This is a genomic window from Corynebacterium sp. CCUG 70398 (assembly GCF_024454055.1).
Lineage (GTDB): Bacteria > Actinomycetota > Actinomycetes > Mycobacteriales > Mycobacteriaceae > Corynebacterium > Corynebacterium genitalium.
In genome coordinates, this window is sequence record NZ_JAGPYZ010000002.1 from 106,964 (window position 1) to 130,988 (window position 24,025).

Here is a 24,025-nt window from a genome sequence, read left to right on the forward strand (position 1 = left end):
ACCAGGGGGCTTCTAGGTTGGAAATATGCCTCAATACGACAACAGCGCTGCAGGCGAGTGGGGTTTTGATACCCGCGCTGTCCACGCCGGCCAGAATGTCGACTCTGACTTCGGTGCACGCAACCAGCCGATCTACATGACCACGTCCTACGTCTTCAACGACACGGAGCACGCGCAGGCGAGGTTCGCGCTGGCTGACCCGGGGCCGATCTACACCCGCATCACCAACCCGACGCAGGACGCGTTCGAGAACCGTCTGGCCTCCCTGGAGGGCGGTGTCGCGGCAGTGGCGTTCGCCTCCGGCATGGCGGCGGAGACTGCGGCGATCACGAACCTGGCCAGCGCCGGGGACCACATTGTCACCTCCCCGCGCCTTTACGGCGGCACTGAGACGCTGTTTGAGGTCACCCTCCCCCGCCTCGGTATCGAGTTCACGTTCGTGGACAATCCGGATGATCCGGCCTCCTGGGAGGCCGCAGTCAAGCCCAACACGAAGGCGTTCTACGGCGAGACCTTCGGCAACCCGATCGCGGACATCTTGGACATTCCTGCCATCGCGGACGTCGCCCACGCTAACCGTGTCCCGCTCATTGTCGACAACACGATGGCCACAGCCGCGCTGGTCAAGCCGCTTGAGCTCGGCGCGGACATCGTTGTCGTCTCCACGACGAAGTTCTACACCGGCAATGGCTCGGCGCTCGGCGGAGCGATTATCGACGGCGGATCTTTCGACTGGACCGTCCAACGCGACGGAGCAGACGTTTTCCCTTATTTCACCAACCCCGACCCGGCGTACCACGGTCTCGTTTACGCGGATGTGGGTGCACCGGCCTATGCCGTGAAGGCGCGCGCAGGCATCCTGCGTGACACAGGTGCAGCAATCTCCCCCTTCAACGCCTGGTTGGCGCTGCAGGGAATGGATACGTTGGGCCTCCGCGTGGAGAAGCACAACGCGAACGCTCTGGAAGTCGCACAATTCCTGGATGCGAATCCGCAAGTTGCCACCGTGAACTTCGCTGGCCTGCCTAGCTCCCCGCACTACACCACGAAGGAGAAGCTCGGGCTGAAGTACACCGGGTCCGTGCTGTCCTTTGATATCGCGGACGCGTCCCGCGAGTCTGCCTGGGCGTTCATCGATGCACTAAAGCTCCACTCCAACCTGGCCAACGTCGGCGATGTGCGCTCGCTGGTCGTGCACCCGGCGTCGACGACGCACTCGCAGTCCAACGAAGCGGGCCTGGCGCGCGCGGGCATCACGCAGGCGACGATCCGCCTGTCCGTCGGTATTGAAGATGTCCGCGACATCATCGCCGATCTCGAGCACGGATTCGCGGCCATCGCATGATCCCGCTTCCGCCCGAAGGTGAACTCACCCACCAACCGATCGGTGACTTCCAGACGGAGGCTGGTGCCGTCATCCGCGACGTGACTGTCGCCTACCAGCGGTGGGGTGAGTTCCACGGGGATCCCCACGGCCGCAACAACCTCATCCTTGTGGAACATGCCCTGACCGGCGATTCCAACGCCGTCGTGTGGTGGGACGGGCTGATCGGCCCCGGCGCGCCTATCGACACGGACCGCTTCTGCGTCATCTGCACGAACGTCCTCGGCGGCTGCTCTGGCACGACCGGCCCGTCGAGCGACCACCCGGACGGCGGGAAGTGGGGCTCGCGGTTCCCGGCGACGTCGATACGCGATCATGTGCGCACCGAAGCCCACTTCTTAGAGGCGCTCGGCATCACCTCGATGCACGCCGTGATCGGCGGCTCCATGGGCGGCGCACGCACCCTCGAGTGGACGCTGATGTACCCGGACTGGGCGAACTACGCCTGCGTCATCGCCATGTCTGCGCGCGCGAGCGCCTGGCAGATCGGCATCCAGTCCGCGCAAATCTCCGCGATCGAGCGCGACCCGGACTGGCAGGGCGGCGACTACTACGGCACCGGCCGCTCCCCCGATGCAGGCCTGTCCGCCGCACGCAGGCTGGCGCACCTGACCTACCGCGGTGAGCTGGAGATTGACGAGCGTTTTGGCACCATGGCCCAGCCAGGCGAGAACCCCCTCGGCGCCTTCCGCGACAGGCAGCAGCGCTTCGCCGTGCAGAGCTACCTCGACTACCAGGGCCAGCGGCTCGTGGAGCGTTTCGACGCCGGCTCCTACGTCACCATCACCGAGTCCCTCTCCCGCCACGACATCGGCCGCGGACGCGGCGGACTGAACCGGGCGCTCGCACAAATCACCGTGCCCACGATGGTCGTCGGCGTGGACACCGACATCCTCTACCCGTTCCACCAGCAAGAGCACATCTCGCGCAACATCGGCAACCTGCTGGCGATGAACAAGATCGTCTCCCCCGTCGGCCACGACGCCTTCCTAGTGGAAACCCGCCAAATGGGCCACATCCTGCGCAACTTCATTGCCATGGCGGACCAGACCCCGTCCGCGAGCGACTTAGCGAAGGAGCAGGGCAACTACGACATCTAGGGGCTTAGCCCTCCATGCGTTCGAACGCACCAAAAGCCTCCGGAAAAGGTAACGCGGTGCCAGCCTGTGCTTACACCACCAGGTTCTGCACACGGACGTCTCCGTCGTTCACGTCAATGAGATACGCCCGCCCCATACCTACCCAGCCGATAAAAGGCTCAGGGTTCAGTGTGATTTGCGAGTGGACATGGCCCAGGATCCACGCGTCGTACCCGCATGCGAGGAGTTCCTCTGTCGTGCATGGAAGGCAATCGTGTTTGGAGTACTCGCCGGTAACCGAAGTGTGAAGCAACCCAAGGTTCACGGCATGAGGTAAAGGGTGCGGAAAGTCGCTCACGAGTGAGCGCGGGTCCCTATCTACCTCAACAGCAGCGGAATGCAATGCCCACTCACCCACCTCGATGGTGTGTGGCTGTGTGCCGGAGACAATGACTCCCCGCGGAATGACGGCGCCGAGATCGTGGTAGACGTCATGGTTGCCCGCGGTGAAAACCACCGTTTCGAACAGTTCGAGCCCACGGCTGAAGAATGCAGCCACCTCAGAGTACGTGGCCTCGGTGTAGCGCTTGCGGTCGATGATGTCACCGACCACGACAAGGTGGCTCGCCCCGGCAGCGGCCGCATGATCAAGGGTCTCTAGGGCCCATTCAATTCCGGGCCCGGTTTTCTTGTCTCCGGTCTGTTTGCGGCCAAGGTGTACGTCAGCAAGGACTGCTACAGAACTCACAAGATGAACCGTAACCGAAAACTGTAGGGTTCCTCTAGCGGGCTTGGTGGCTTGCACGCCCCTGCCACCATCGGATGAGCACCAGGACCGCAGTCGATGTACCCACACCGATCAGGGTCATCGCCATTGCTTCGGCTCTGTGTCCCTGCTCGAACTGGTTCATGATCCAGGGTGCGAGCAGGTTGATGTTCGACGGCCTAATCAGAGACGACATGACCAGCTCGCGGATGCCCACGAAGAACGCCAGCAGCCAGCCTGCGAAAATTCCTGGGGCAAGCATGGGGAGTGTGATGCGTGTGAACGTTTGCCATCGCGTAGCACCCGAAACGGCGGATGCCTCGCTGAGTGTCGGCGACATGGACACCGCTGAAGTCTTGATGTTTTGCACCGCCATGGGGACAAACAGCACAGTGAATGCCATCACAAGGATGATTTGCGAGCCGTAAGGGGTAAACGGCAAACGCGGAGAGTTCCACAGCAAGATGAAACCGATCGCGAGCACGATTCCGGGAACAGTATCGGGAGCCACTGCAAGGAAGTCGCTCAAGCGGGAAGACAGCGTGCGGTTACGCAATGTGAAGATCGTTACTGCAAGAGCAAGCACAACCGCTGTCGTTGCACCAATTGCACCAAGCGCAATGGAACGCGTTAGCGCCTCCTGCCCGGACGGCATCTGGAGGACAATCTTGAAGTAATCGAAAGTCAGGTTGTTGAGTGTCGGCGGCTTTGAACGCAGGATCGTCATCGACGCGAGGATGATAGAGATGTAGGGAATCACCACACACAGGATGAACACCACCGCAGCGTAGATCCAAGCCACAACCATCGCGGGGCGCGAGGGGTTCAGGTGCACAGCCCGGGAGACCCGGCCACCGCTCACCAAGTCAGTACGTGCAACCCACTGCTGAGTACCCCAAGCGAGCACGCCCAGTGTGAACAGAACACTCGAGGATGCAGCAGCCTTTGAGAAGTTCAGCGGATCGATGGTCACATCTTGGTAGATAGAGGAAACGAGAACCGGGTACCCGATCGCGTTACCGAGCGTGACCGGAGTACCGAACTCACCCGCGGCCTTAATGAAGACAATGAGTGCTCCTAGCGAGTACGGCCCGAGCACAATGGGAGCGACCACACGGCTGAATTGCTGCCAGCGACTCGCCCCTGCCACTTGCGCCATTTCCAGCTGCGAAGCCGGAATAGAGGCGAAGGCATTTCTGAGGATGAGATACAGGAACGGGAAGAGTTCCGCCGCCATGATGAAGCCCATACCCCACACCGAGTTGATCGCGGAACGGACCGCGTCACCGAGCGCGGGGCCGAGGAGCATGTCCGCAACGCCGCGCAGGCGTGTGAAGTCCATCCACGCCAGAGCTGCGGCAAAAGGCGGCGTCATGAACGGGATCATGATCATGACCTCTACCCATTCTGCCTTCCGCATGGGTGTCCAAGCGCGAAGGAAGGCTAGCGGAGCAGCGAAGAGGGTGGAGAACATGACGACGAGGAACGAAAGCCAAACTGTGTTCCAGATGACCCGAAGCATTTCGGGACGGAAGAGGGTGTGCAGTGCAGAATCCTCGTCCCGGTAGCCCGTCACTGCGGTGACCAGGACGGACACGAGCGGCGCCGCAACCAGCACTAGCAAGATCAGCAGCACCGGGTACACACCGGCGTTAGTTTTAGCTCTCGTTCTCATCGCCTTAGAACTTGTCCTTACTCTCTGGCGGCCTAGGAGAGGTAGCGCTCAGCGAATTTGTCACGGAGATCCTTCGATTCAGAGGAAATTGCAGACCAATCGTCGGAGATTTGATCAATCTCGTCGAGCTTCGGGCCGTTCTTCGGATCCACGTTCTTGTTAGCGGGAATCATGTTCTTGGAAGCAGAAATCTGCTGTGCTTCTTCGGAGAACATGAAGTCGACAAACGCCTTTGCTGCGTCCATGTTGTCGGAAGACTTCATGATCATGACCGGGCGAGGGGTCACCGTGGTACCGGAGGACGGGATGATGACCTCAATCGGCTCACCCTTGTCTTTAGCGGAGTAAGCCGAGTAGTCCACGCCGCCGAGGACAATGCCCTTGGAACCAGAGGTGACCTGGTCAAGAGCCGGGCCGTTGGCGCCTTGAACGATCATGCCGTTGTCAAAGAGATTGTCAAAGAGTTCCCAGGTTTTGTCTTCGCCCCACTGGGACACCATGGCGGCAATCAGGTCAGCCGCGGTGCCAGACTCGCGAGGATCCGGCATGATCACCTGGTCCTTGTACTTCTCGTCAGCGAGATCCTCCCAGTCCTTGGGCATGTCAGTGACTACATCGGTGTTGGCAACTAGAGCCAAGGCAGAGCCGTCACGACCATGGAACGTGTCGTCGGATGCGTTCCAATCAGCGTTCGCGGAGTCGATATTCTCCGGCTTGTACTCCTCTAGTGCGCCACCTTCAGACTGCTTGTCCGCTGCGCTCCAGGAAGCGAGGTAAACGACATCAGCCTGAGGGTTAGCCTCTTCTGCCTTGATCTTCGCAGTGACTTCACCGGTCGTACCAGCGAAGACGTTGACGGTCACGTCAGTGCGTTCCTGGAACGCTTCCACCAGAGCATCGGTAAGACCCTGCGGGTTTGCCGAGTAGTAGTCGATGGAACCGGACAACCCGTCCGGTGCCTGCCACTGTTCAGCAGTGGAGGCGGTGTCATCGTTGCCGGTGGATCCAGCATCATCGTTCGATTCAACAGATCCGCAGGCGACCAAGCCGAGAGCGGTACCAATGCCGACGAGTGCAGCAGCAAACTTCTTCATGAAAGCAAACTCCTTGTTGAAAAACGGGAAAATTTAGGAATGCGAGGTGACCGTCAGCAGGACCTTGTCACCTCGGCCGAGGCGGTGCCGCGAGTAAGCCAGCCATGGATCGGCGGCACCGGGCACCACACAGCGGACCTCGTAGCGTCCACCGGTGTATTGGCTCTCCACCACCTCGCCGATGATGGAGTTCGCCGGTTGCGTGTCCGGTCGCTTTCCATCGAGGGGAGTGACCTCGAGGTCCTCGGGGCGGTTCGTCGGAAGCGTTTCGTGGGTGTTGGTCACACCGACGAAACCGGCGACAAAGTCATCTGCCGGGTGGTCGTACAGCTCGACCGGGTCGGCGAATTGGCGGACGTTGCCAGCATTCATCACGGCGACGCGGTCCGACATGGCCAACGCCTCGGACTGGTCGTGCGTGACGTAAATGACGGTCAGGTTCAGCTCGTACGCCAAGCGGGTCAGCTCCGAACGAATCTGTGTGCGCAGGGCCGCATCCAAGGCAGACAGCGGCTCGTCCATGAGCAACAGCTCTGGATCGGACACCAATGCACGTGCAATAGCAACGCGCTGCTGTTGACCACCGGACAATTCGTTCGGGCGTTGCTCGGCTTTGGCGCCGATTCCCACCATGTCCATTGCCCGCGCAACGCGTTCTTCGCGCTCCGCTTTTGCCACTTTCTGATTTCCAGTGGTCAGCGGGAATTCCACGTTCTTGGCCACCGTCATATGCGGCCATAGCGCGAGATCTTGGAACACCATCGACAGGTTGCGTTTGTTTACTGGGACATTGGTGTTGGGACCGAACACTTCGTTGCCTGCAAACTCAATAACTCCGTCGTCCGGTGTCTCAAGTCCACCGATGCACCTCAATAGCGTCGACTTTCCACATCCAGACGGGCCGAGTATTGAGACAAATTCACCTTTCGCGATGTCCAGCGAGGTTTTGTGCAACCCCGTTCCGTCAGCGAACTCGCGGCGCACTCCGCGCAATGAGACGTGCGAACTATCCATACCTGCTCCAGCGTTAAGAACTAACGGTCCTACACTAGGGGTGGCCAATGAAATAAACTATGGATTCGCAGTGAACAGATTATGAAATATCTGAAACCCTCCAGTTAGACCTCAGTGCGTCCGCCAACAGCCCCAGCCAACGCCTGTTGATGACTAGAACCCACTGCTAGGCTCGCACTGCAGTCACAGCAATATGTGCACGCTTCTGTGCGGTGGCAGGACGAGTTTCCACTCTGCTAACCCGAAAGCCTGCGTATTCAATAAGGGATGTGATGTCGTCTTCCGAGTACGCCGTCGCCGGGAAAACTTTGTGAGCGAAGAGCTTTCGGGAATCGGCAAGGAACCCGCCATAAACGAGCACGCCTTCAGGAACGAGAATCCTCGAGAGCGTTTCGAGGGTCGTCAGCATGTCCTCCGGCGTCATGTGGATGAGCGAGTACCACGCCAGCACCCCACCCGCGCTCTCGACGTCCCCTTCGAAACTCTCAATGTCGATCACCGAGTACTCAATGCCTGGATATGCCCTCCGCGCATGATTCACGAACTGAGGAACTAGGTCTATTCCAGCAGCTTGATGCCCCAGACTGTTGAGGTACGCCGTGAGGTGACCAGGACCGCAACCCACATCGAGAATGCTGTTGGTGACGCCTTTGAAACCTTCCGCGATGAACAGACGATCCGCCTCGTCGACAGAATCGATGCTCCCCAATTGATCGATGTACCTGCCCGCCACGTCCGAGTAAGCTTCCTGCGTTTCGCGAGACGTCATATCCATTGCGCTCTAGCTCCCCAACGCATCCACCGACAGCGCCAACCAGAGCAGCAGTGCGCCTGTCGACGCCGAGAATAGCGCGTCGAAACGTCGCGACCGCACCGCCAACAACCCCATCACTTGCGAGTCGCACGTCAAGCGGCACGCGGTGAGCCACAGCATAGATACGCCGAGAGTGAATGCCGCTCGGCGCCAGTGCTCTGTCACCGAGAACAGCGAGGCCGCGACGAAGCCGAGGACGAACAGCACGATCATTATCTGCTGGACACGCACGGGCAGCCGGGACGGTGGGGTGCCGATGTCGTGCGGGTTATCCAGGCTCGGCGGAGGAGCCGACGAAACAGACCCAGGCGCGGTTACCGGCGCGGTCGTGGCCCGCCCCGCCGGGTCTACGTCAGGGCGCCTTGGGGGGCGTCTTGCTGGGCGTGAGCTACTCGGCGTGGGCAATCCGCTCTGCCCTCTCCACGATGTTGCGCACCAGGAAGGTGCGCGTCATCGGGCCAACACCACCGGGGTTGGGCGACACCCAGCCGGCTTTGTCCCACACGTCGGGGTGGACGTCTCCGGTGGTTTTGCCGTCGAGACGCGACACGCCCACGTCGAGCACTGCGGCACCGTCTTTGATCATGTCGGCGGTGATCATGTGGGGTTTGCCCGCGGCGGCGATAATGACATCGGCGCGGCGGGTCTCCGCGGCGAGATCCTTGGTGCCGGTGTGGCAGAGCACGGCGGTCGCGTTGACGTCGCGCTTGGTCAGCATGAGCGAGATCGGGCGGCCAACGGTCACGCCGCGCCCGATAACGCACACGATTGCGCCGTCCAAGTCCACGCCGAAACGCTCGAGCAGCGCGAGCGACCCGTTGGGGGTGCACGGCAGCGGGGCGGGCTCGTTGAGCACGAGGCGGCCGAGGTTGACCGGGTGCAGGCCGTCAGCGTCCTTATCCGGGTCGATCAGACCCAGCACACGGTTCTCGTCGAGGTGCTTCGGCAGCGGCAGCTGCACGATGTAGCCGGTGACCGCGTCGTCGTTGTTGAGCTCCTCGATGACCGCGTCGAGCTCTTCCTGGGTGCAATCCCCCGGCAGCTCCTTCATGATGGACGCGATGCCCAGCTCCTCGCAGTCCTTGTGCTTCATGCGCACGTAGTTCTGGCTGGCGGGATCCTCACCGACAAGCACCGTGGCCAAGCCCGGCGTCACACCATGCTTCTCCTTCAAGCGAGTTACACGAGCTTGAAGGTCGGCGAAGATTTCTTCGCGGTAGAGTTTTCCGTCCAGTTTGATCGCAGTCACACCCGTCATCTTAGACCGAGCTTTAGACTAAGCGGCGTGCACGTGATCTTCGACAACCCCGTCATCCCCGGCAACACTGGCAACACGATCCGCCTCTGCGCGGGCACCGGGTTCACGCTCCACCTGGTCAAACCGTTGGGCTTCCTGCTGGATGACAAGCATCTGAAACGCTCCGGCCTGGACTACCACGACCTCGCCGACGTGCAGATTCATGAGGACATCGAGTCCTGCTTCGCGTCGCTTATCGACGCACGCATCTTCGCCTTCACCACCCACACCACCCGCCACTACACAGACGTGGAGTACCGGGACACAGATGCGCTTCTCTTCGGCACAGAGCCGACGGGATTGCCCGAGGAGCACTCCCACCACCCGCGCGTGACAGACCAGTTGCGCATCCCGATGCTGCCCGGGCGCCGGTCGATGAACCTGGCCAACTCGGCTGCCGTGGCCTCCTACGAGGCGTGGCGGCAGTTGGGGTTCCCCGGCGGGGTGTGAGGGGGAAGTTTGCGGGTGCGGAGCTCGTCGATAAGCGCCCAGGCGTCGGACGTAGCGAGGTCGCGCGCGCACATCTTCACGGTGCCGGGGACAAGCTCGAAGCGCACGTGCGCCAGGTTGAGACGGCGCTGAATCGGGCCCTGGCGGAACGTGATTTCTTGGATGTGCGGCACTTCGATGAATGCGAAGCGGCGGCTCAGCAGGCCGTACCTCGTGGTCGCCATGGGGATGCCGCCCATGAGGTCGAGGGAGACAGCTTGGTGGGACGCGTCAATTGGCGATGGGATCCGTGCGTGCTTCGGCGAGCGGAGATCCCAGTCGGGTTCTGTGATGTGCGTGCGGGTGAGCGGGCTGATCGCCTCGATGAGCGCGACCGCTTGCTCGTACGAACCGACGGGAAGCAGCCGCGACGTGCCGGACTGCTTATTCGACTCGCGGCCGTAACCGGCGATGTTGACGGTGACCGACCACCACCCGAAGATGCGCCACAGCACCGGCTGGGACAGTCCGATCGCGTGGATCCGATCCAGCGGCACTGCTTGGCGGCGGCGGTTGGCTAGGCCGTAGCTCAAGTTCACAACGTCGCCGTCCAGCGTCGCGGTGTAGCGCCATGACTGGTCGATCTGCCGCCAGATCTGCGGGATGAACCCGGCCAGGACCGGGAGGATGACCGCCAGGGTGAGCTCCGTGAAGATCGGAATGAACGACCATGCGACCGTGAACACCGTGGTCAGACGCAGTGCCGCGCCGGCGAGCGAGCGCGCAACCGGAATCGGTTCAACGAGATAGGCACCCGCAGTTTGTGTGAGCGTGTCCAGCTGCTCGTCGGTGCCCTGCTGCGCGATCTTTCGCAGTAGTTCCGTGCGGACATTCTCTGCTTCCGTGCGGGGTAGGTAGCCGATCTCGATGGCAGAGTTGGACCCTCCGGCTGCCTCGACGCGCACAGCCGCAAGGCCGATAAGGCGTGGGGCGAGCGGCTCGACCACGTCGACAGCTTGGATACGGTCGTACCGCGCCGCGCGCACCTTGGTGGAGATGACGCCCCGTGTTAGCTCCACCTCATCCGTGCCGAGGCGGAAAGTCGTGCGGTACCACCACACCTGCGAACCGAGGAAAACCAGAAACAGAGCCACCCCTGCCCCGCCGGCGACCTGGCCGATGGTGGCCCATGTCAGGTCGCGCTCACGCAACGCATCGGTCACGAACGTGAAGAAGTTGAACACGATCAGCGTGACAATCGCCGCCACGCCAGCCCACACGCGCAGCAGCGGAGTCAGACGGTGGACGCGGCGGTACCGCGGGACAGTATTCACAGCCCGCTCATCCGTTCACGAGCTTGGAACGCAAGCCGCTCACGCAGCGCATCCGCTTCCTCGGCGGGTAGCCCCGGAATGGTCGCGTCCGTTGTCGCGGAGGCCGTGTGCAGTGCCAACTCTTTAAGCCCCAGCGGACGCGTGAATGGGCCGGTGCTGACATCGACGTACTGGATCCGGCCGTACGGCACCACTGTGAAATTCTGGGTGATCTTGCCTTTGGTGATCAGCAGCTCATTGTCTGTCTCCAACCAGCCGGTATTGCGCACCCGCAACGGAATCATGATCAGCTGAAAGACATACCAGAGGCCGATGGCGGCAGCACCCCACCACCACACGCCGCCAAGCTGAAACTGGGCAAGGCCGAAGCTGCCAGCTAGGACCGCAGCCCAGATCGTCTGCGAGATATAGCGCGCGGTGATGAGCTTGCGGCTCACCGGATTCATGCCACTGACATCAGTAGGCATCTGTGCTGGCTGGTTCAGGTGCGAACGGCGGCGATCCGGCGATTCTGCTTCGTGGGCGCCCTGCATGCGGTTCAGCCTAGCGTGCGGTGACCTCACCGAAGCGCCGGGCAAGCGGTGCAAGCGTCGCCGGACGAGCCGCCACCCACGCCGCCGCGACCACCGCCAGCGACACCAGGAAGATGATCAAGCCCGTCCAGTTCCCCGCGTACTCCGACGGGTCCGTCGAGCCTTGCGCCGCGTACATGTGGTTGAGGTTGCGCAGCGCGCCAGTAGCCAAGACCAGCCCGACGTGAATCACGATGAACACCACGAAGTAGATCATCACCGGGAAGTGCATCGCCCGCGCCGCTTGCGCAGGGAAGACCTTGTTCCATCGGGCCGAGTTGGCCGGCCAGAAGCTACTCATGCGCACACCCGACAGGATCGCCAGCGGTGCCGCCACGAACACTGTGATGAAGTACGCCAGCTGCTGCAGGCCGTTGTAGTGGACCCAGCCGTTTTCCGTGGGCCAGTTCAAGGACAGATACTGCAGCCCGGCCGAGACCGCATTCGGGAAAACACCCCAGCTGGTCGGCACAATCCGCATCCACTGCCCCGTTACAAACAGCAGCACACCGAACACCAGCCCGTTGACCACCCACAAGATATCGAGCACCTGGTGGAACCACAGCGTCAAACTGATCTTCCGCCCGCCCTTCTTCGGCCGCCAGTACGCTTCAGGGCGGCGCTCGGTGCGGATCTGCATGCCCGTCCGGATGATCAGCACCATCAAGAACATGTTGAAAAAGTGCGACCAGTTCAGCCACGCGGGAATGCCCACCGGCGCGCTCTCCGGCATCGGTGCATAACCGGGGTACTTCTCCACGAACTCCTGGCCCGTCTCCGTACCCAGGAACGCTCGGGCGCCCCAGACACCCAGTGCAAGCAACACCAGTGCGACCACCGCAGCGATCCACACCCAGCGCCTCCGCTTATCGACGCCCCGCGCCACCGTCGTCCCCCCACCACTCTTCTCCCCAGCGGGTGTGGTGGGAGCAGGTTTGGCTGCAGCCGGTTTGGGTGCGGCGGGAGCCGGCGCAGCAGCCGGGGGTTTCGGTGCAGCAGCAGCTGGTGCCGCAGCGGGCGGTTTCGGTGCAGCAGGTGCTGCAGGTGTTGTAGGCGCAGCGGGCGGTTTCGGTGCAGCAGCCGGCGGTTTGGGCGCCACGGGAGCAGCTGGCGCGGCCACCGGGGGCTTCGGCGCTGCGGGAGCCGCTGGTGCAGCCGGCGCGCTTGGGGCGGCCGGGGGTTTGGGCGCTGCAGGAACGTTGGCGTTCGGAGTGTCGCCCGCTTTGGGGATGTTGTTTCCAGTCATTACAGAATCAGACTATCCAACCTCGAGGGGTGCTCTGAATTTAAGTCGCTCTGGGTGGCCTTTAGATTCACACTCCCCTCTTGCAGGATCGGCCTTGGAATACTGTTGGCGGTTTTCCGGAATACTGCTCACGCAAACGTGCAGGTCAAAAGCATGCGTTTCGGTTGATATTGCCGAGCAGTATTCCACCCCAGAATCGAGCAGTATTCCGGTCTGGCTCTACCCCGACTGACTGCCTCCCCCGGCGCCCACCTGGCACCTGCCCCCGCTAGTGGAAGTCACGCGCCCCGCGGGCGAGCCAGTCACCCATCTCCAGCGGCTCGAATTTGTCGGCGATGATGCTCACCGCGCCGGTGGCGTTTTCCACTATGCCGCGAATGATCAGTGCTTTGGCGGTGCGGGCAAGCACTTTCTGGCGGTTCCACAGCCCAACGGGAATGACCACGTTCATCAGCCCGGTTTCGTCCTCCAGACCCATGAAGGTCACCCCACCGGCGGTGACGGGGCGTTGCCTGTGGGTGATCACACCGGCGATGCGCACGCGGGTGCCGTCCTCAACACTCATGAGGTCCGCGGCGGCGACGACTCCGGTGGCGCCCAGCGCCCCGCGCAGCATCTCCATCGGCATCAAGCCGGGGGTGACACCGGTGGCGGCAACGTCGGCAGCCATGAGCTCGAAGGCGTTCATGCCGGGCAGTGCCGGTGCCGAGATCGCAGAAAGCCCAGGAAGCATCCCGTCTCGCTCGGTGGCGGCAACACCTGCCTGCCACAGTGCTTGCCTGCGGTCCACCCCGAAACAGTCCAGCGCGCCGGCTCGCGCTAAAGCCTCGGCGTGCTCGACCGACAAGTCAGCCCGGCGCGACAGGTCAGGAATGCCAGTGAACGGCTGGGCAGCTTCGATCCGCTCAGCGGCTTTGTCGCCCAGCCCCTTGATCAGGTTCATGCCTACCCGGATGGCAGGATCCGCACCGGAAACAGCATCCACAACGCAGCGCGCTTCGCACCCAGATTCATTCACGCTGACCGGCAGCACGTCAATGCCGTGGCGGCGCGCGTCCTGGATGAGCGACTGCGGCGAGTAGAACCCCATCGGCTGCGCGCGCAGCAGACCGACGCAGAACTGCGCCGGGTAGTAGTGCTTGAACCAGGCGGAGAAGTACACCAGCGACGCGAACGACTGGGAGTGGGACTCCGGGAACCCGTAGGCGGCGAACGCGACGATCTTCTGCCAAAGTCGGTCGGCGACGGCGCTGTCAATGCCGTTCGTCTCACGGCAACCGTCGAAAAAGCGTTGCCGCAGCGCCTCCATCTTCGCCGGTGACCGCTTCGACCCCATGGCGCGGCGCAGAGAGTCGGCTTCGGCGCCGGTGAAGCCTGCGGCGTCGACAGCAATTTGCATGAGCTGCTCTTGGAACAGCGGAATGCCCAGCGTCCGGCCGAGGGATTTCTCCAGCACCGGGTGATCGAACTCGATTGGCTCGCGCCCGTCGCGGCGGCGCAGGTACGGGTGCACCGACCCGCCCTGAATCGGGCCGGGGCGGATCAGGGCGACCTCCACCACCAGGTCGAAGAACTCGCGCGGTTTCAGCCGCGGCAGCGTGTTCATCTGGGCGCGGGACTCCACCTGGAAGACTCCGACGGCGTCGGCGCGGGCGAGCATGTCGTACACGGAAGCGTCGTCAAGCGGAAGCTCCCACAAGCGCACCTCGCGGCCCGTGGTCTCGCGCACGAGGTCGATCATGTGGTGCAGCGCCTCGAGCATGCCCAGGCCGAGCAGGTCGAACTTGACCAAGCCTGCCGACGCGCAATCGTCCTTGTCCCACTGCACCACCGACCGGTCCTCCATACGGGCCCATTCGACGGGCACGACGTCGGCAATCGGGCGGTCGCAAATGACCATGCCGCCGGAGTGGATGCCCAGGTGGCGGGGTTGGCCGCGCAATTGCTCGGCTAGCGAAGAGACAAGACTCGGCGGTTCTGAGAGCCCCTTTGACCAGGCATCTGCCGCACCCTGCGGGTATCCGAGCGCGCGGGCGGCGTCGCGCACCGCACCCTTCGACCGGTACGTGATCACGTTGGCCACCTGCGCGGCGTTGTCGCGGCCGTAGGTGCGGTAGACGTACTGGATTGCTTCCTCGCGGCGGCCGGATTCGATATCAATGTCAATGTCCGGCGGCCCGTCGCGGTCCGGCGAGAGGAATCGCTCGAACAGCAGCTGCGCCGAGATCGGCTCCACATTGGTGATCCCCAGGGCGAAGCAGACCGCCGAGTTCGCCGCCGACCCGCGCCCCTGGCACAGGATGTCGGACTCGCGGCAGAAGTCCACAATGTCGTTGACGATGAGAAAGTAGCCCGGAAACCCCAGCTGCTCGATGACGTTCAGTTCGTGCTCGATCTGTGTGCACGCCCGCTCACGCACGTCAGCGGGACGCGAGGCGTAGCGCTCCTCGCCGCGGACACGCACGAGATGGCGCAGCCAGCTCATTTCGTCGTGGCCGTCGGGCGTGGGAAAGAGCGGCAGTTGCGGCGCGACAAGGTTGAGTGTGAACGCGCACTCGGCCGCCAGATCGACGGTGGCTGCAAGCATGTCCGCGCACCCCGGTGCCATCGCGAGCAGCTGCTCGCCGCTGCGCAGCCAGTTCGCGCCCATTGGGTGCAGGTCGCAGTACGCAACGCCCATTGCTTGACGACGCGCCAGCGACCTCTTCGCCCCCGCCAACCTCGCCCCCTGGCGCGTAGCCGCCCCGGGTGCCGCACTGATGATCGCGGGGACGTGCGGGTATGCACGCAACGCCTCGTTATGGTCGGCGTCTTCGGGGAGCATGGTGGCAGTGAATTCGCGCACAACCCGGTCGGGGCCGAAGTATTCGATCAAATCATCGATACGGTCCGCCCACTGCCAGCTGGCCAGGACGGTGCACGTCCCGGCAAGCTCATCGGCAATCACCGGCAGGGGCGGATAGAGGACTTTGTCTTTCTCCCCCGTTGCCATGTGGGCGGCGGCCATGAGGTGCGACAGGCGGCGGTAGCCTTCGGGGCCGCGGGCGATGACGGACAGCGGAATCACCGAGTCATCGCCTGGGCCGCCATCGTCGCGCGGGAGCGACAGCTCCGCACCGAAGACTGTGGGCATGCCCACTTCTGCCGCTGCCTCAGCGAATTTGACGGCGCCGTAAAAACCGTCCCGGTCCAGCAAGCCGACTGCCGATAGGCCCAGTTCTTGCGCCCGGGCCACGATCTCTTCCGGCTCGCTCGCACCGCCGGTGTCACTGAGGAAACTGTAGGTGGACACGGCGTGCAGCTCGGCGAACGGGACGGCAGGTGCACGGCGGGGCGCGGTGCCTGCCGACCCATCCCCCGGCGCGGCGCCGCCTTCTGCTTCGGATCCCTCTGGCGCATAGACCGCCCCGGCGGGCGTGCCCGTGTGGTTGACGGGCACAGGAGTAGGCCCGGGGCGGCCGGAGAGGATTCTCTCCAGCCGCGACCAGGACATTCTCTCGCCGCCATGGAAACGCACGCCCCCAGAATAATCGCGGTCGAAACTTTGTTCCAATCAGCAACGGGCACGGGGCTGTATCCAGTGCCGGCATAGCAATGGTTGGTGTGAACCCAAACTAGACTAAGCGGTCCGTTAGGTGTTAGATTTTCGAAGTCATATTTGACCACCCCTAGCAAGAAAGTGCAGGAAAAGATATGCGCTTCAACCGCATCATCGCGACCGCCGCAGCCTCCGTTCTGGCGGCAACCGGCCTGGTCGCATGCTCTGACGAGTCGGCAGACAACGCAGCCGGCAAGAACAACGGCGGCGACGATCAGGTTGTCCGGATCGGCACCACCGACTCCGACCAGAAGGCTTGGTCTGTCTTCATGGAGCTGGCTGAGAAGGAGGGCATCACCCTCGAGCTCACCCCGTTCACCGAGTACCCGCCGGTCAACCCGGCGCTGGCTCAGGACCAGATCGACATCAACAAGTTCCAGCACATCCTGTACCTGGCTGAGTACAACGCCTCCTCCGGCGACGACCTGAAGATCGTCGGCTCCGGCGAAATCAACACCCTGGGCCTGTTCTGGAAGGACCACGACAGCCTCGACGACATCGAGGGCCAGAAAGTCGCCATCCCGAACGACCCGTCCAACCAGGGCCGCGCCATCAACGTGCTGGTCCAGGCTGACCTGGTCAAGGTCAAGGACGGTGCTGACACGCTGAACCCGACCCCGGCCGACATCGACAAGGATGCCTCCAAGGTTGAGGTCACCCCGGTCGACGCGTCCCAGACCCCGACCGCCTACAACCAGGGCGACCCGGCCGTGATCAACAACACCTGGTTGGGCCGCGCCGGCATCGACGCGTCCACTTCTGTCTTCGCGGACGACCCGAACTCTGAGCTGGCGGAGCCGTACATCAACATCTTCGCTGTCCGCGCAGACGACGTCGACAACGCGACCTACGACAAGCTCGTGGAGATCTGGCAGTCCGACGAGGTCACCGAGGCTCTGAACGAGGACTCCAACGGCACCGCTGTCCAGGTGGAGAAGACCAAGGAGGAGCTCGACGAGATCCTCAAGCGCCTGGAAGAGGACTTCAAGTAATGGCACCCACCGGCACCCGGATTGAGTTCCGGAACGTCCACAAGACGTTCCGCTCCAAGAAAGGCGGGGCGGATGTCGTCGCACTCGACAACGTCAACCTCACCGTTGAACCCGGTGAGATCTTGGGCGTCATCGGATATTCGGGTGCCGGCAAGTCCACCCTCGTGCGCATGATCAACGGGCTGGACACCCCGACTTCCGGTGAGATTCTGCTCGACGGCACCAACATTGTCGGCATGCCTGGCAAGCAGTTGCGCGACGTGCGCCGCAGCATCGGGATGATTTTCCAGCAGTTCAACCTGCTCACCTCGCTCACTGCGGCAGGCAATGTTGAGTACCCGCTGAAGATGACGGACATGAGCAAGTCCGAGCGCGCCGCCCGCGTGCAGGAGCTCCTCGAGTTCGTCGGCCTGGGTGAGCGCGGCAAGAACTACCCAGAGCAGCTGTCCGGCGGCCAGAAGCAGCGCGTCGGCATCGCCCGTGCGCTTGCCACGGATCCCTCGCTGTTGCTTGCCGACGAGGCCACCTCCGCCCTCGACCCCGAAACCACCCAGGAAGTCCTGGAACTGTTGCGGGTGATCAACCAGCGCACCGGGATCACCATCGTCGTGATCACCCACGAGATGGACGTCATCCGCGCCATCGCGGACAAGGTCGCTGTCATGGAGGCCGGCAAGGTCGTCGAATACGGCTCTGTCTACGACGTGTTTTCTAATCCGAAAACGCACGTGGCGCAGCGGTTTGTGTCGACGTCGTTGCGCAACACTCCGTCGAAAAGCGAAGAGCGCGAACTCTTGGGCGGCGACGGCCGACTGTTCACCGTCGACTTGTCGTCGAACTCCGGGGTCTTCTCCGCGGCCGCGAAGCTGCAGGAGCAGGGCGTGGGGCTCGATGTCGTGCACGGCAGCGTGACCACCCTGCAGGAACAGTCCTTCGGCAAAATGACGGTGCGCCTGACCGGCGACAACCGCGCCATCGAGGAGTTCTACCGCAGAATGCAGGAGACCACCACCATTCACGAAATCACCGGCAACACCACTGCTGAGATTGGGGAGGAGAAGTAAATGACTGAGCAGATCCTCGCCCAAATGGACTGGGACCGCCTGGGCCCCACATACCTCCAGGCCATTCAGGACACGCTGTTCATGGTGATCATCACCATGCTCGTCGGCGGGTTCTTCGGCCTGATCATCGGCATGTTCCTCTACACCACCCGCGCTGGCGGTGTGCTGGAGAACCGGTTTGTCTACTGGACACTGAACATCCTGGTGAACTTCTTCCGCCCTATCCCGTTCATCATCATGATCGCCATGCTTTACTCCGTGACTCTGTCGGTGGTGGGCACGACGATCGGACGCGGGGCAGCCACATTCGTCATGTGCGTGACCGCGACGTTCACCGTGGCACGCATCGTGGAGCAGAACCTCGTCGCCATCGACCCCGGCGTGATTGAAGCAGCCCGCGCGATGGGTGCTGGCCCATGGCGCATCATCCGCACCGTGATCGTCCCGGAGGCACTCGGCCCGCTGATCTTGGGCTTTACCTTCATCTTCATCGCCGTGATCGACATGTCCGCCATGGCCGGCTACATCGGCGGCGGTGGTCTGGGTGACTTCGCCATCGTCTACGGTTACCGCGCGTTTGAGCCGCAGGTGACGTGGCTGGCAGTGATCACCATTGTGGTCATCGTTCAGCTCGCCCAGTTGCTGGGCAACGTGCTGTCGCGGAAGGTCATGCGCCGATAAGTTCGAGCTTTTCGACGCCCCAGTACGTACCCGTTTTCGGTTCGTCGCCGCAGGAGGAAATCACTCCTGCGGCTTCGTTTTGCGTAAGGGTGACTGCGAACTGGCGCGGCCCCCGGTGCGTATCGTCGGCAAACACGATTGTGGCTGCACCGTCGCCAACGGTTTCGTCCACGAGCGTGAACTGGCCGTAGGCGACATCCTCGCCCTCGTTCTGCAAGTGGGCAGCCACGGCGATCTCGGCGGCCTGCGCCGACGCCGACAACGTTCCGCGTCCTCGGTTGCCGGGAACGAAGTACTGCGCGCGCATCGCCGCGCCGATCATCGCTTCCGTGGCCTCCAGATTCATCCGCCCGAAGCTGTACCCCCACGGCATGAGCAGCATTGCCGGGGCGAAACGGTGCCCCTTGACATGCGAGGTCTCCCACACGATGTCGCCGGTGCGGCGGAACGGATAGCGCCGCTCCAGCTCCATCACCAACGGGCGTCCCTTCACAGCGCAGCAGCGGTCGCGCTTCGCGTGCGTGCACACCAGCAACAGTGGCGCGATGCGCGTCTGCCCACCGTTGAGGCCCGGCGCGGAGAAATCCATCTCCAGAAGGTCCTCAACACCATCGACGTGGTGGACCTCCGTGATTCCGACATCCGAGAAGACGGTGTACAGGTGCGGCTTGTCAATGTCGCGCCCCTCCCGCGTGGGGTGACGGATGAGCTGAAGCGAGGCATCGAATTTCTTCAGGTGCGCTTTGAGCTTCGCGGTGAGCTCCTCACCTAAGGTTCCACCGTCGAGAACATCGTGGCTCCAGGGGCCAGGGTGCTCGAACAGGACATAGGTCCCCGCCGTTTTGGCGGTGCCGGGCAGCGGTTCGACTTCGACATCGGAACACATTGGCTGGCGGGGAGCGGGCATACTTCTTAGGGTAGCCTATCTCGCTCTCAGGTATATAAAGCCTCGATCCGCCACTGCTGCTTCGACCACAACAGCAGCCACGCCGCGCACTCACCGCCCGTGGGTTTCTCCCCTACCACCTGCAGCCGCGCGACCTTCTGCGGGTTATCACCCCACCACCCTTCGTCCACAGGCCATGGCCCCGCCCAGCCGGTGACCACGTAGCGGTGTTCACCCCATCCCAACGCGTACGGCTCTCCCGTCAGCAGCGCTTCCGCTGTCACACCGATCTGCCTCGCATCCGCGCTGATCAGCTTCACCCGCGACGCTGGGTGGTCCAGACCGCCGCCGATCCGGGCAGGCAGCGGGGCCAAGATCGCGCCCGGCCACGAGGCAGCCGCTGCGGCACTGGCAGCCTCGTTGTCCTGCTCGCCGAAGGGGACGAGGGCGATCCGCTCGGCCACGCCACGGCCCCCGGCGGGGCGGGGCTGAACGACGGCATCAATGCCCAAAGAAGACTGTATCCGCTCAGCGACGCGACGGGCGTCCCGGGCGGCCTCATCCGACCCCGCGGCAGCACCGCCCCAGAGCTGACCGGCCGGTTCAGGTGCCGCGACCTCCAGCGGCTCCAGAATGAGCGAGGCGATCGCGCCCGCTCCCCCGCCGGTGAGCCACCCGTCGAGCTGCCACCGCACGCGGTCGGCAGTGGCCCCCTCGGTCAGGGCATCGCGGGTGCGCCAGATGCGTTCAAGGGAGGTACCGTCGCTCAGCTCCGCTTTCACTTTGAGCCGCACGCAGTTCTGCCCAGCGTCAGCAAGCCGCTCGTGCAAGCTGGCAGCCAGCGCGCGGGCGGCGAAGGCAGCGGCATCGACGCGGTCGATCGGATCCTCGGGTGTCACAGACACCGCGAGATCAGACGTAGGCAGCTCCGGGGAGACGCGGCGGTCCGGCGCACCCCGTGCAATCCGGTGGCAGTGCAGCCCCGTCTGGCCGAAACGCGTCGAGATTGCGGTGGCGGGTACGGCAGTGAGATCCCCCAGCGTGCTAATCCCCAGCTGCCCCAGCGACTTCACCGTCTCTGCATCTGCACCGAGCGCCGTCTCCGCTGTGAGCACACGCAACGGCTGGTTGGCCAGGAAGTCCACCGACCCGCCCGGCGGGACCACCGCGCAGGTGCGCGCGGCGACGACGGCCGTGGCAATCTCGTCTGCGATCCCGATGAGCGGGTTGATGCCGGGGCGTGATGCAGCGTCGATAAGCATCTCGGCAGCGCGCTCCTCACCGCCGTGGAACTTGCCTGCAGCCGCAATGTCCACGACGACAAGCCCAGGGCGCAACACCTCGACCGACGAAGCCACATCATCGAAACTGGCCGCGAGCGCAGCGAAGATGCGCCCGTCACGGTCCGGATTATCGTCGACGACCGTAAGCCCCGGGCACACCGACTGCGCGTGGCGCACCTTCATACCGCGGCGAATGCCCAGCTTGCGGGCGGCGTGCGAAACGACCTTGATGCGGTGCTGGCGCACGACGGCCAACGGCTCTGCCAGATCGTCTTCGAGGCATGCAGCCTGCACCGGCCAATCGGGGAACCATATGGCGGCGACGCGCATCTACGTCACCACCTTGAGCGCCGGAGCTGCCGGGGCTGCCACCGTCTCCCGAGCCTGACCGACGGTGACCGTGCCCGATGCCGGATGCGCGCTTTTCGGCTGCGCCCGCACCCGGATATCCAGCCCCGTGATGCGCCCTGTGCCCCGGCCGATCCCCCGGAACTCCTGCACGTCACCAGTGACAGTGAGCGCCGGCGACGGCACCGTCGCGCCGACGAGCATGAGCGCGGCCCGGCCTTTGCGCAGCTTGCCCACCAGCGGACGCGCCCGCACCGGGGATAGCTCGACGCGCGCGCGGGTGCGGAAGACCACCAGATCCAGCCCCTCCACCAGCACCCCGGTGATCCCCAACGGGTCCACCCCGGGGTCCGGGACCGCAATGACACGATTCAAACACTCTGGCGGAAGCGCCGCGTACGACAGCTCCGGCCAGCCGACCACGCCGACATACCGGCCCGCCTCCGTGATCTGCAGCAGCATCTCCACCACCAGTGCCGGGGTATCACTCATGTGCGTCACCGCTTGGCGGGGCAGGCCGCCGCCGGGCAGAGTATTCTCAAATTGCGTGCCGAGTTGCAGGACATCAGTCCCCGTAACGTGGCCAGTATGAGGCCCGCCGAGCTGGTCCGGAACCTCCCCGCCGATCTGCGCCATGCGGGCGCGCAGCTGCGCGATCTGCTCAGCGCGAGCGGAACTGGCGGGACCAGCAGGCGCAGCGGAGCCGGAGGCGGCAGCCAACGCGGCCAGCGCCTCCACATCCACCTTGCGAACACTTGTTCCACTCACGAAGATGATTATGCTCGCCGGGGCAACCAACGTCAATCAAAAAGGTCGAACATGCTTTCTATCTGGCGAAATAACCCAACAGACTCGAGCTCAAGCAGCATGCGACCTACTTGAAACCGTTTCGAGTAGGTTTCAAGTAGATCGATCTGTGCAGGTCAGGCTAGATACAACGTATTTCGAGTACGTTTCGAGTAGCTTTCGAGCTAGCCTAGCGGGCCCGCTACCGACCACACTGCGCGCGGATCACGGGAGCTGTTTCCACGCCACTCTATGATTCCCTTGTCCCGCATCGCTTGCAGAGCGCGACGCACAGGAGGCGTCGATAAGCCCAAGGCCTCAGCGATCTCACCCGTCGACATTGACCTGCCACTTGCTTGAAGAACGGAAAGCACATCCGCAGAATGCGGCGGCAAAGCGTCGACAGCTTCCAAGTTCAGGCGCTGAACAGCATTCAAGGTGAGAATCACACTTCCACTAGTCTGCCTGTACACAGGATCCGTGAAACCAACTCGGCGCATACCGGCGAACATACGGCGAATACCTTCGCCGAGCTCTTGGCCAATGCGAAGCTCCGCGGTAACCCTTGCGATGAGAGGATTCCTGGCAAACCGCGCAATCGACTCAGGCTTGTCAGGATCCACGAGTCCCGGAAAACGGCCAGGGCTAGAGACTTCAATCCGGCCCGGGTACATCTCGAAACGGATGTGGTCACCGCTCATGCTGTAGGACCTGTGGATCACCGCATTAACCAACCCCTCAAGCCACACATCGTGAGGGATCAGATTTTCATCTTCAAACAGCCCCTCTCCGGTCAACCTGCGGACCTTGGGCAGCATTTCGCTGATCGCATTCTGCACATGAGCGATCTGCTGCGGCAGCGGGCCATCGAAACGCCGATCAGCCATGAGTTGTTGCTGGTAACCGGAGAGCCGTTCATCGTCGCCGAACTGAAGCACACGCACATGCGCATTCGGGAAATACTCCTGCGGGTTCTTACCAAACAAAAGAATCGCTGCCGTGCGAGGTCGACCATCACGGTCAACCAAGTTGCGGGCCCTCAACGCATCGACCACGGACGATGAACCTATAACCTCGGCGTAGTTCTCCACCAGTTCCCAATTGAGGTCCTCGGCGGTCGCACGGGGCGGCACCGACGCGTCAAACTGCTGCTCCCCTTTGGTGTACCGGAGCTCGAGGATGTCGTCCGCCTTCAGCCGCTTGGACTCGTCGCCAACACGCAAGAAGCACTCCCCCGATTTCAAGTAATGCACCCTGTCGCTCGGCAGGACATTGAAGAGAAGAACAGATGCGCCTTCTTCCGTATCAAGAGCTTCTATACCAACACGAACGGTCGGATCCGTGTGATCGAACGTCACTTGGCGCAAATCATTTTCCTGCGCAGAGGTCGGTTGACCATCAAACCGGCGATCAGTGATTCCAACCGCAATCACACCGCCTTCCGCGTTAGCCATGGCCACAACTGTTTTGGCAAGGTCCTTTGGGGCGATGCGGAACGATTTCCGCTCAAACCACTGATCCTCGTCAAGAGTCAACAGCAGCGCGGGGTCATCCTGAAAAGAGGGACTTTCTTTCACAGCAGCAACTCTACTTGAAACCGTTTCGAGTAGGTTTCAAGTAGATTGATCTGCGCAGGTCAGACTAGATACAACGTGTTTCGAGTACGTTTCGAGTAGCTTTCGA

Annotated in this window: 21 protein-coding genes; 6 read left to right on the plus strand and 15 right to left on the minus strand. The window is 62.8% G+C overall.

Annotation, left to right across the window (positions count from 1 at the left end; translation table 11 throughout):
- Positions 1-25: 25 nt before the first annotated feature.
- Together KBX07_RS03045 and KBX07_RS03050 are read left to right on the plus strand one after the other, a co-directional pair.
- On the plus strand, positions 26-1,345 hold the full coding sequence (locus KBX07_RS03045; protein WP_256002321.1) for an O-acetylhomoserine/O-acetylserine sulfhydrylase: 1,320 nt from the start codon (positions 26-28) through the stop codon (positions 1,343-1,345).
- On the plus strand, positions 1,342-2,484 hold the full coding sequence (locus KBX07_RS03050) for a homoserine O-acetyltransferase (protein WP_005286439.1): 1,143 nt from the start codon (positions 1,342-1,344) through the stop codon (positions 2,482-2,484). The genes KBX07_RS03045 and KBX07_RS03050 overlap by 4 nt, the downstream gene beginning before the upstream one ends.
- 70 nt (positions 2,485-2,554) lie before the next feature.
- Here KBX07_RS03050 and KBX07_RS03055 read toward each other — a convergent pair whose 3' ends face one another.
- The 7 genes from KBX07_RS03055 to KBX07_RS03085 form a co-directional block, all read right to left on the minus strand.
- A complete protein-coding gene (locus tag KBX07_RS03055) occupies positions 2,555-3,211 on the minus strand; it encodes a metallophosphoesterase (protein ID WP_050748762.1) in 657 nt (218 codons plus the stop codon).
- A gap of 34 nt (positions 3,212-3,245) precedes the next feature.
- Positions 3,246-4,904: an iron ABC transporter permease gene (locus KBX07_RS03060; RefSeq protein WP_005286445.1), complete on the minus strand. Its 1,659-nt coding sequence runs from the start codon at positions 4,902-4,904 to the stop codon at positions 3,246-3,248.
- A 32-nt stretch (positions 4,905-4,936) separates the two neighbouring features.
- Positions 4,937-5,998 carry an ABC transporter substrate-binding protein gene (locus KBX07_RS03065; protein ID WP_005286449.1) on the minus strand — a complete coding sequence of 354 codons (1,062 nt, stop codon included), beginning with the start codon at positions 5,996-5,998 and terminating at the stop codon, positions 4,937-4,939.
- 33 nt (positions 5,999-6,031) lie between these two features.
- The gene (locus tag KBX07_RS03070) at positions 6,032-7,012 is read right to left on the minus strand and encodes an ABC transporter ATP-binding protein (protein WP_005286452.1); all 981 of its coding nucleotides are present in this window, start codon (positions 7,010-7,012) and stop codon (positions 6,032-6,034) included.
- A gap of 166 nt (positions 7,013-7,178) precedes the next feature.
- The gene (locus KBX07_RS03075) at positions 7,179-7,787 is read right to left on the minus strand and encodes a trans-aconitate 2-methyltransferase (RefSeq protein ID WP_005286455.1); all 609 of its coding nucleotides are present in this window, start codon (positions 7,785-7,787) and stop codon (positions 7,179-7,181) included.
- Positions 7,788-7,793: 6 nt separating this feature from the next.
- Entirely contained in the window at positions 7,794-8,102 is a 309-nt protein-coding gene (locus KBX07_RS03080; RefSeq protein ID WP_050748844.1) for a DUF3017 domain-containing protein, read from the minus strand.
- Between the two features lie 112 nt (positions 8,103-8,214).
- Positions 8,215-9,075, minus strand: coding sequence for a bifunctional methylenetetrahydrofolate dehydrogenase/methenyltetrahydrofolate cyclohydrolase (locus tag KBX07_RS03085; RefSeq protein ID WP_040423900.1), 861 nt, complete (start codon positions 9,073-9,075; stop codon positions 8,215-8,217).
- Positions 9,076-9,111: 36 nt separating this feature from the next.
- Here KBX07_RS03085 and KBX07_RS03090 point away from each other — a divergent pair, with 36 nt between their 5' ends.
- Positions 9,112-9,573, plus strand: coding sequence for a tRNA (cytidine(34)-2'-O)-methyltransferase (locus tag KBX07_RS03090; protein ID WP_005286463.1), 462 nt, complete (start codon positions 9,112-9,114; stop codon positions 9,571-9,573).
- On the opposite strand, the gene KBX07_RS03095 is transcribed toward KBX07_RS03090, so the two are convergent.
- The 4 genes from KBX07_RS03095 to KBX07_RS03110 form a co-directional block, all read right to left on the minus strand.
- Positions 9,531-10,886, minus strand: coding sequence for a PH domain-containing protein (locus KBX07_RS03095; RefSeq protein ID WP_005286467.1), 1,356 nt, complete (start codon positions 10,884-10,886; stop codon positions 9,531-9,533). The two genes, KBX07_RS03090 and KBX07_RS03095, sit on opposite strands and share 43 nt — an antisense overlap.
- Positions 10,883-11,332: a PH domain-containing protein gene (locus KBX07_RS03100; RefSeq protein ID WP_040423902.1), complete on the minus strand. Its 450-nt coding sequence runs from the start codon at positions 11,330-11,332 to the stop codon at positions 10,883-10,885. The genes KBX07_RS03095 and KBX07_RS03100 overlap by 4 nt, the downstream gene beginning before the upstream one ends.
- 97 nt (positions 11,333-11,429) lie before the next feature.
- Positions 11,430-12,704: a cytochrome b/b6 domain-containing protein gene (locus KBX07_RS03105; protein WP_256022985.1), complete on the minus strand. Its 1,275-nt coding sequence runs from the start codon at positions 12,702-12,704 to the stop codon at positions 11,430-11,432.
- 268 nt (positions 12,705-12,972) lie between these two features.
- Positions 12,973-16,197, minus strand: a complete 3,225-nt coding sequence (locus tag KBX07_RS03110; protein WP_005286484.1) for an error-prone DNA polymerase — start codon at positions 16,195-16,197, stop codon at positions 12,973-12,975.
- Positions 16,198-16,397: 200 nt separating this feature from the next.
- Between KBX07_RS03110 and KBX07_RS03115 the strand changes: the two genes are divergently transcribed.
- Genes KBX07_RS03115 through KBX07_RS03125 form a run of 3 tightly spaced genes read left to right on the plus strand, consistent with a single transcriptional unit; the run spans position 16,398 to position 19,039 of the window.
- Positions 16,398-17,294 carry a MetQ/NlpA family ABC transporter substrate-binding protein gene (locus KBX07_RS03115; protein ID WP_005286485.1) on the plus strand — a complete coding sequence of 299 codons (897 nt, stop codon included), beginning with the start codon at positions 16,398-16,400 and terminating at the stop codon, positions 17,292-17,294.
- The gene (locus KBX07_RS03120) at positions 17,294-18,358 is read left to right on the plus strand and encodes a methionine ABC transporter ATP-binding protein (RefSeq protein ID WP_005286488.1); all 1,065 of its coding nucleotides are present in this window, start codon (positions 17,294-17,296) and stop codon (positions 18,356-18,358) included. The genes KBX07_RS03115 and KBX07_RS03120 overlap by 1 nt, the downstream gene beginning before the upstream one ends.
- Positions 18,359-19,039, plus strand: a complete 681-nt coding sequence (locus KBX07_RS03125; RefSeq protein ID WP_005286491.1) for a methionine ABC transporter permease — start codon at positions 18,359-18,361, stop codon at positions 19,037-19,039.
- On the opposite strand, the gene KBX07_RS03130 is transcribed toward KBX07_RS03125, so the two are convergent.
- From KBX07_RS03130 to KBX07_RS03145, 4 genes are all read right to left on the minus strand, one after another.
- Positions 19,026-19,946 carry a sucrase ferredoxin gene (locus KBX07_RS03130; protein WP_050748763.1) on the minus strand — a complete coding sequence of 307 codons (921 nt, stop codon included), beginning with the start codon at positions 19,944-19,946 and terminating at the stop codon, positions 19,026-19,028. The two genes, KBX07_RS03125 and KBX07_RS03130, sit on opposite strands and share 14 nt — an antisense overlap.
- A 26-nt stretch (positions 19,947-19,972) precedes the next feature.
- Positions 19,973-21,538: a DNA polymerase Y family protein gene (locus tag KBX07_RS03135; RefSeq protein WP_256022986.1), complete on the minus strand. Its 1,566-nt coding sequence runs from the start codon at positions 21,536-21,538 to the stop codon at positions 19,973-19,975.
- Positions 21,539-22,324 carry a hypothetical protein gene (locus tag KBX07_RS03140; protein WP_256022988.1) on the minus strand — a complete coding sequence of 262 codons (786 nt, stop codon included), beginning with the start codon at positions 22,322-22,324 and terminating at the stop codon, positions 21,539-21,541.
- A gap of 203 nt (positions 22,325-22,527) precedes the next feature.
- Positions 22,528-23,919 (minus strand): ATP-binding protein, encoded by a 1,392-nt coding sequence (locus tag KBX07_RS03145; protein WP_005286505.1) that lies wholly within the window; start codon positions 23,917-23,919, stop codon positions 22,528-22,530.
- Between the last annotated feature and the right edge of the window lie 106 nt (positions 23,920-24,025).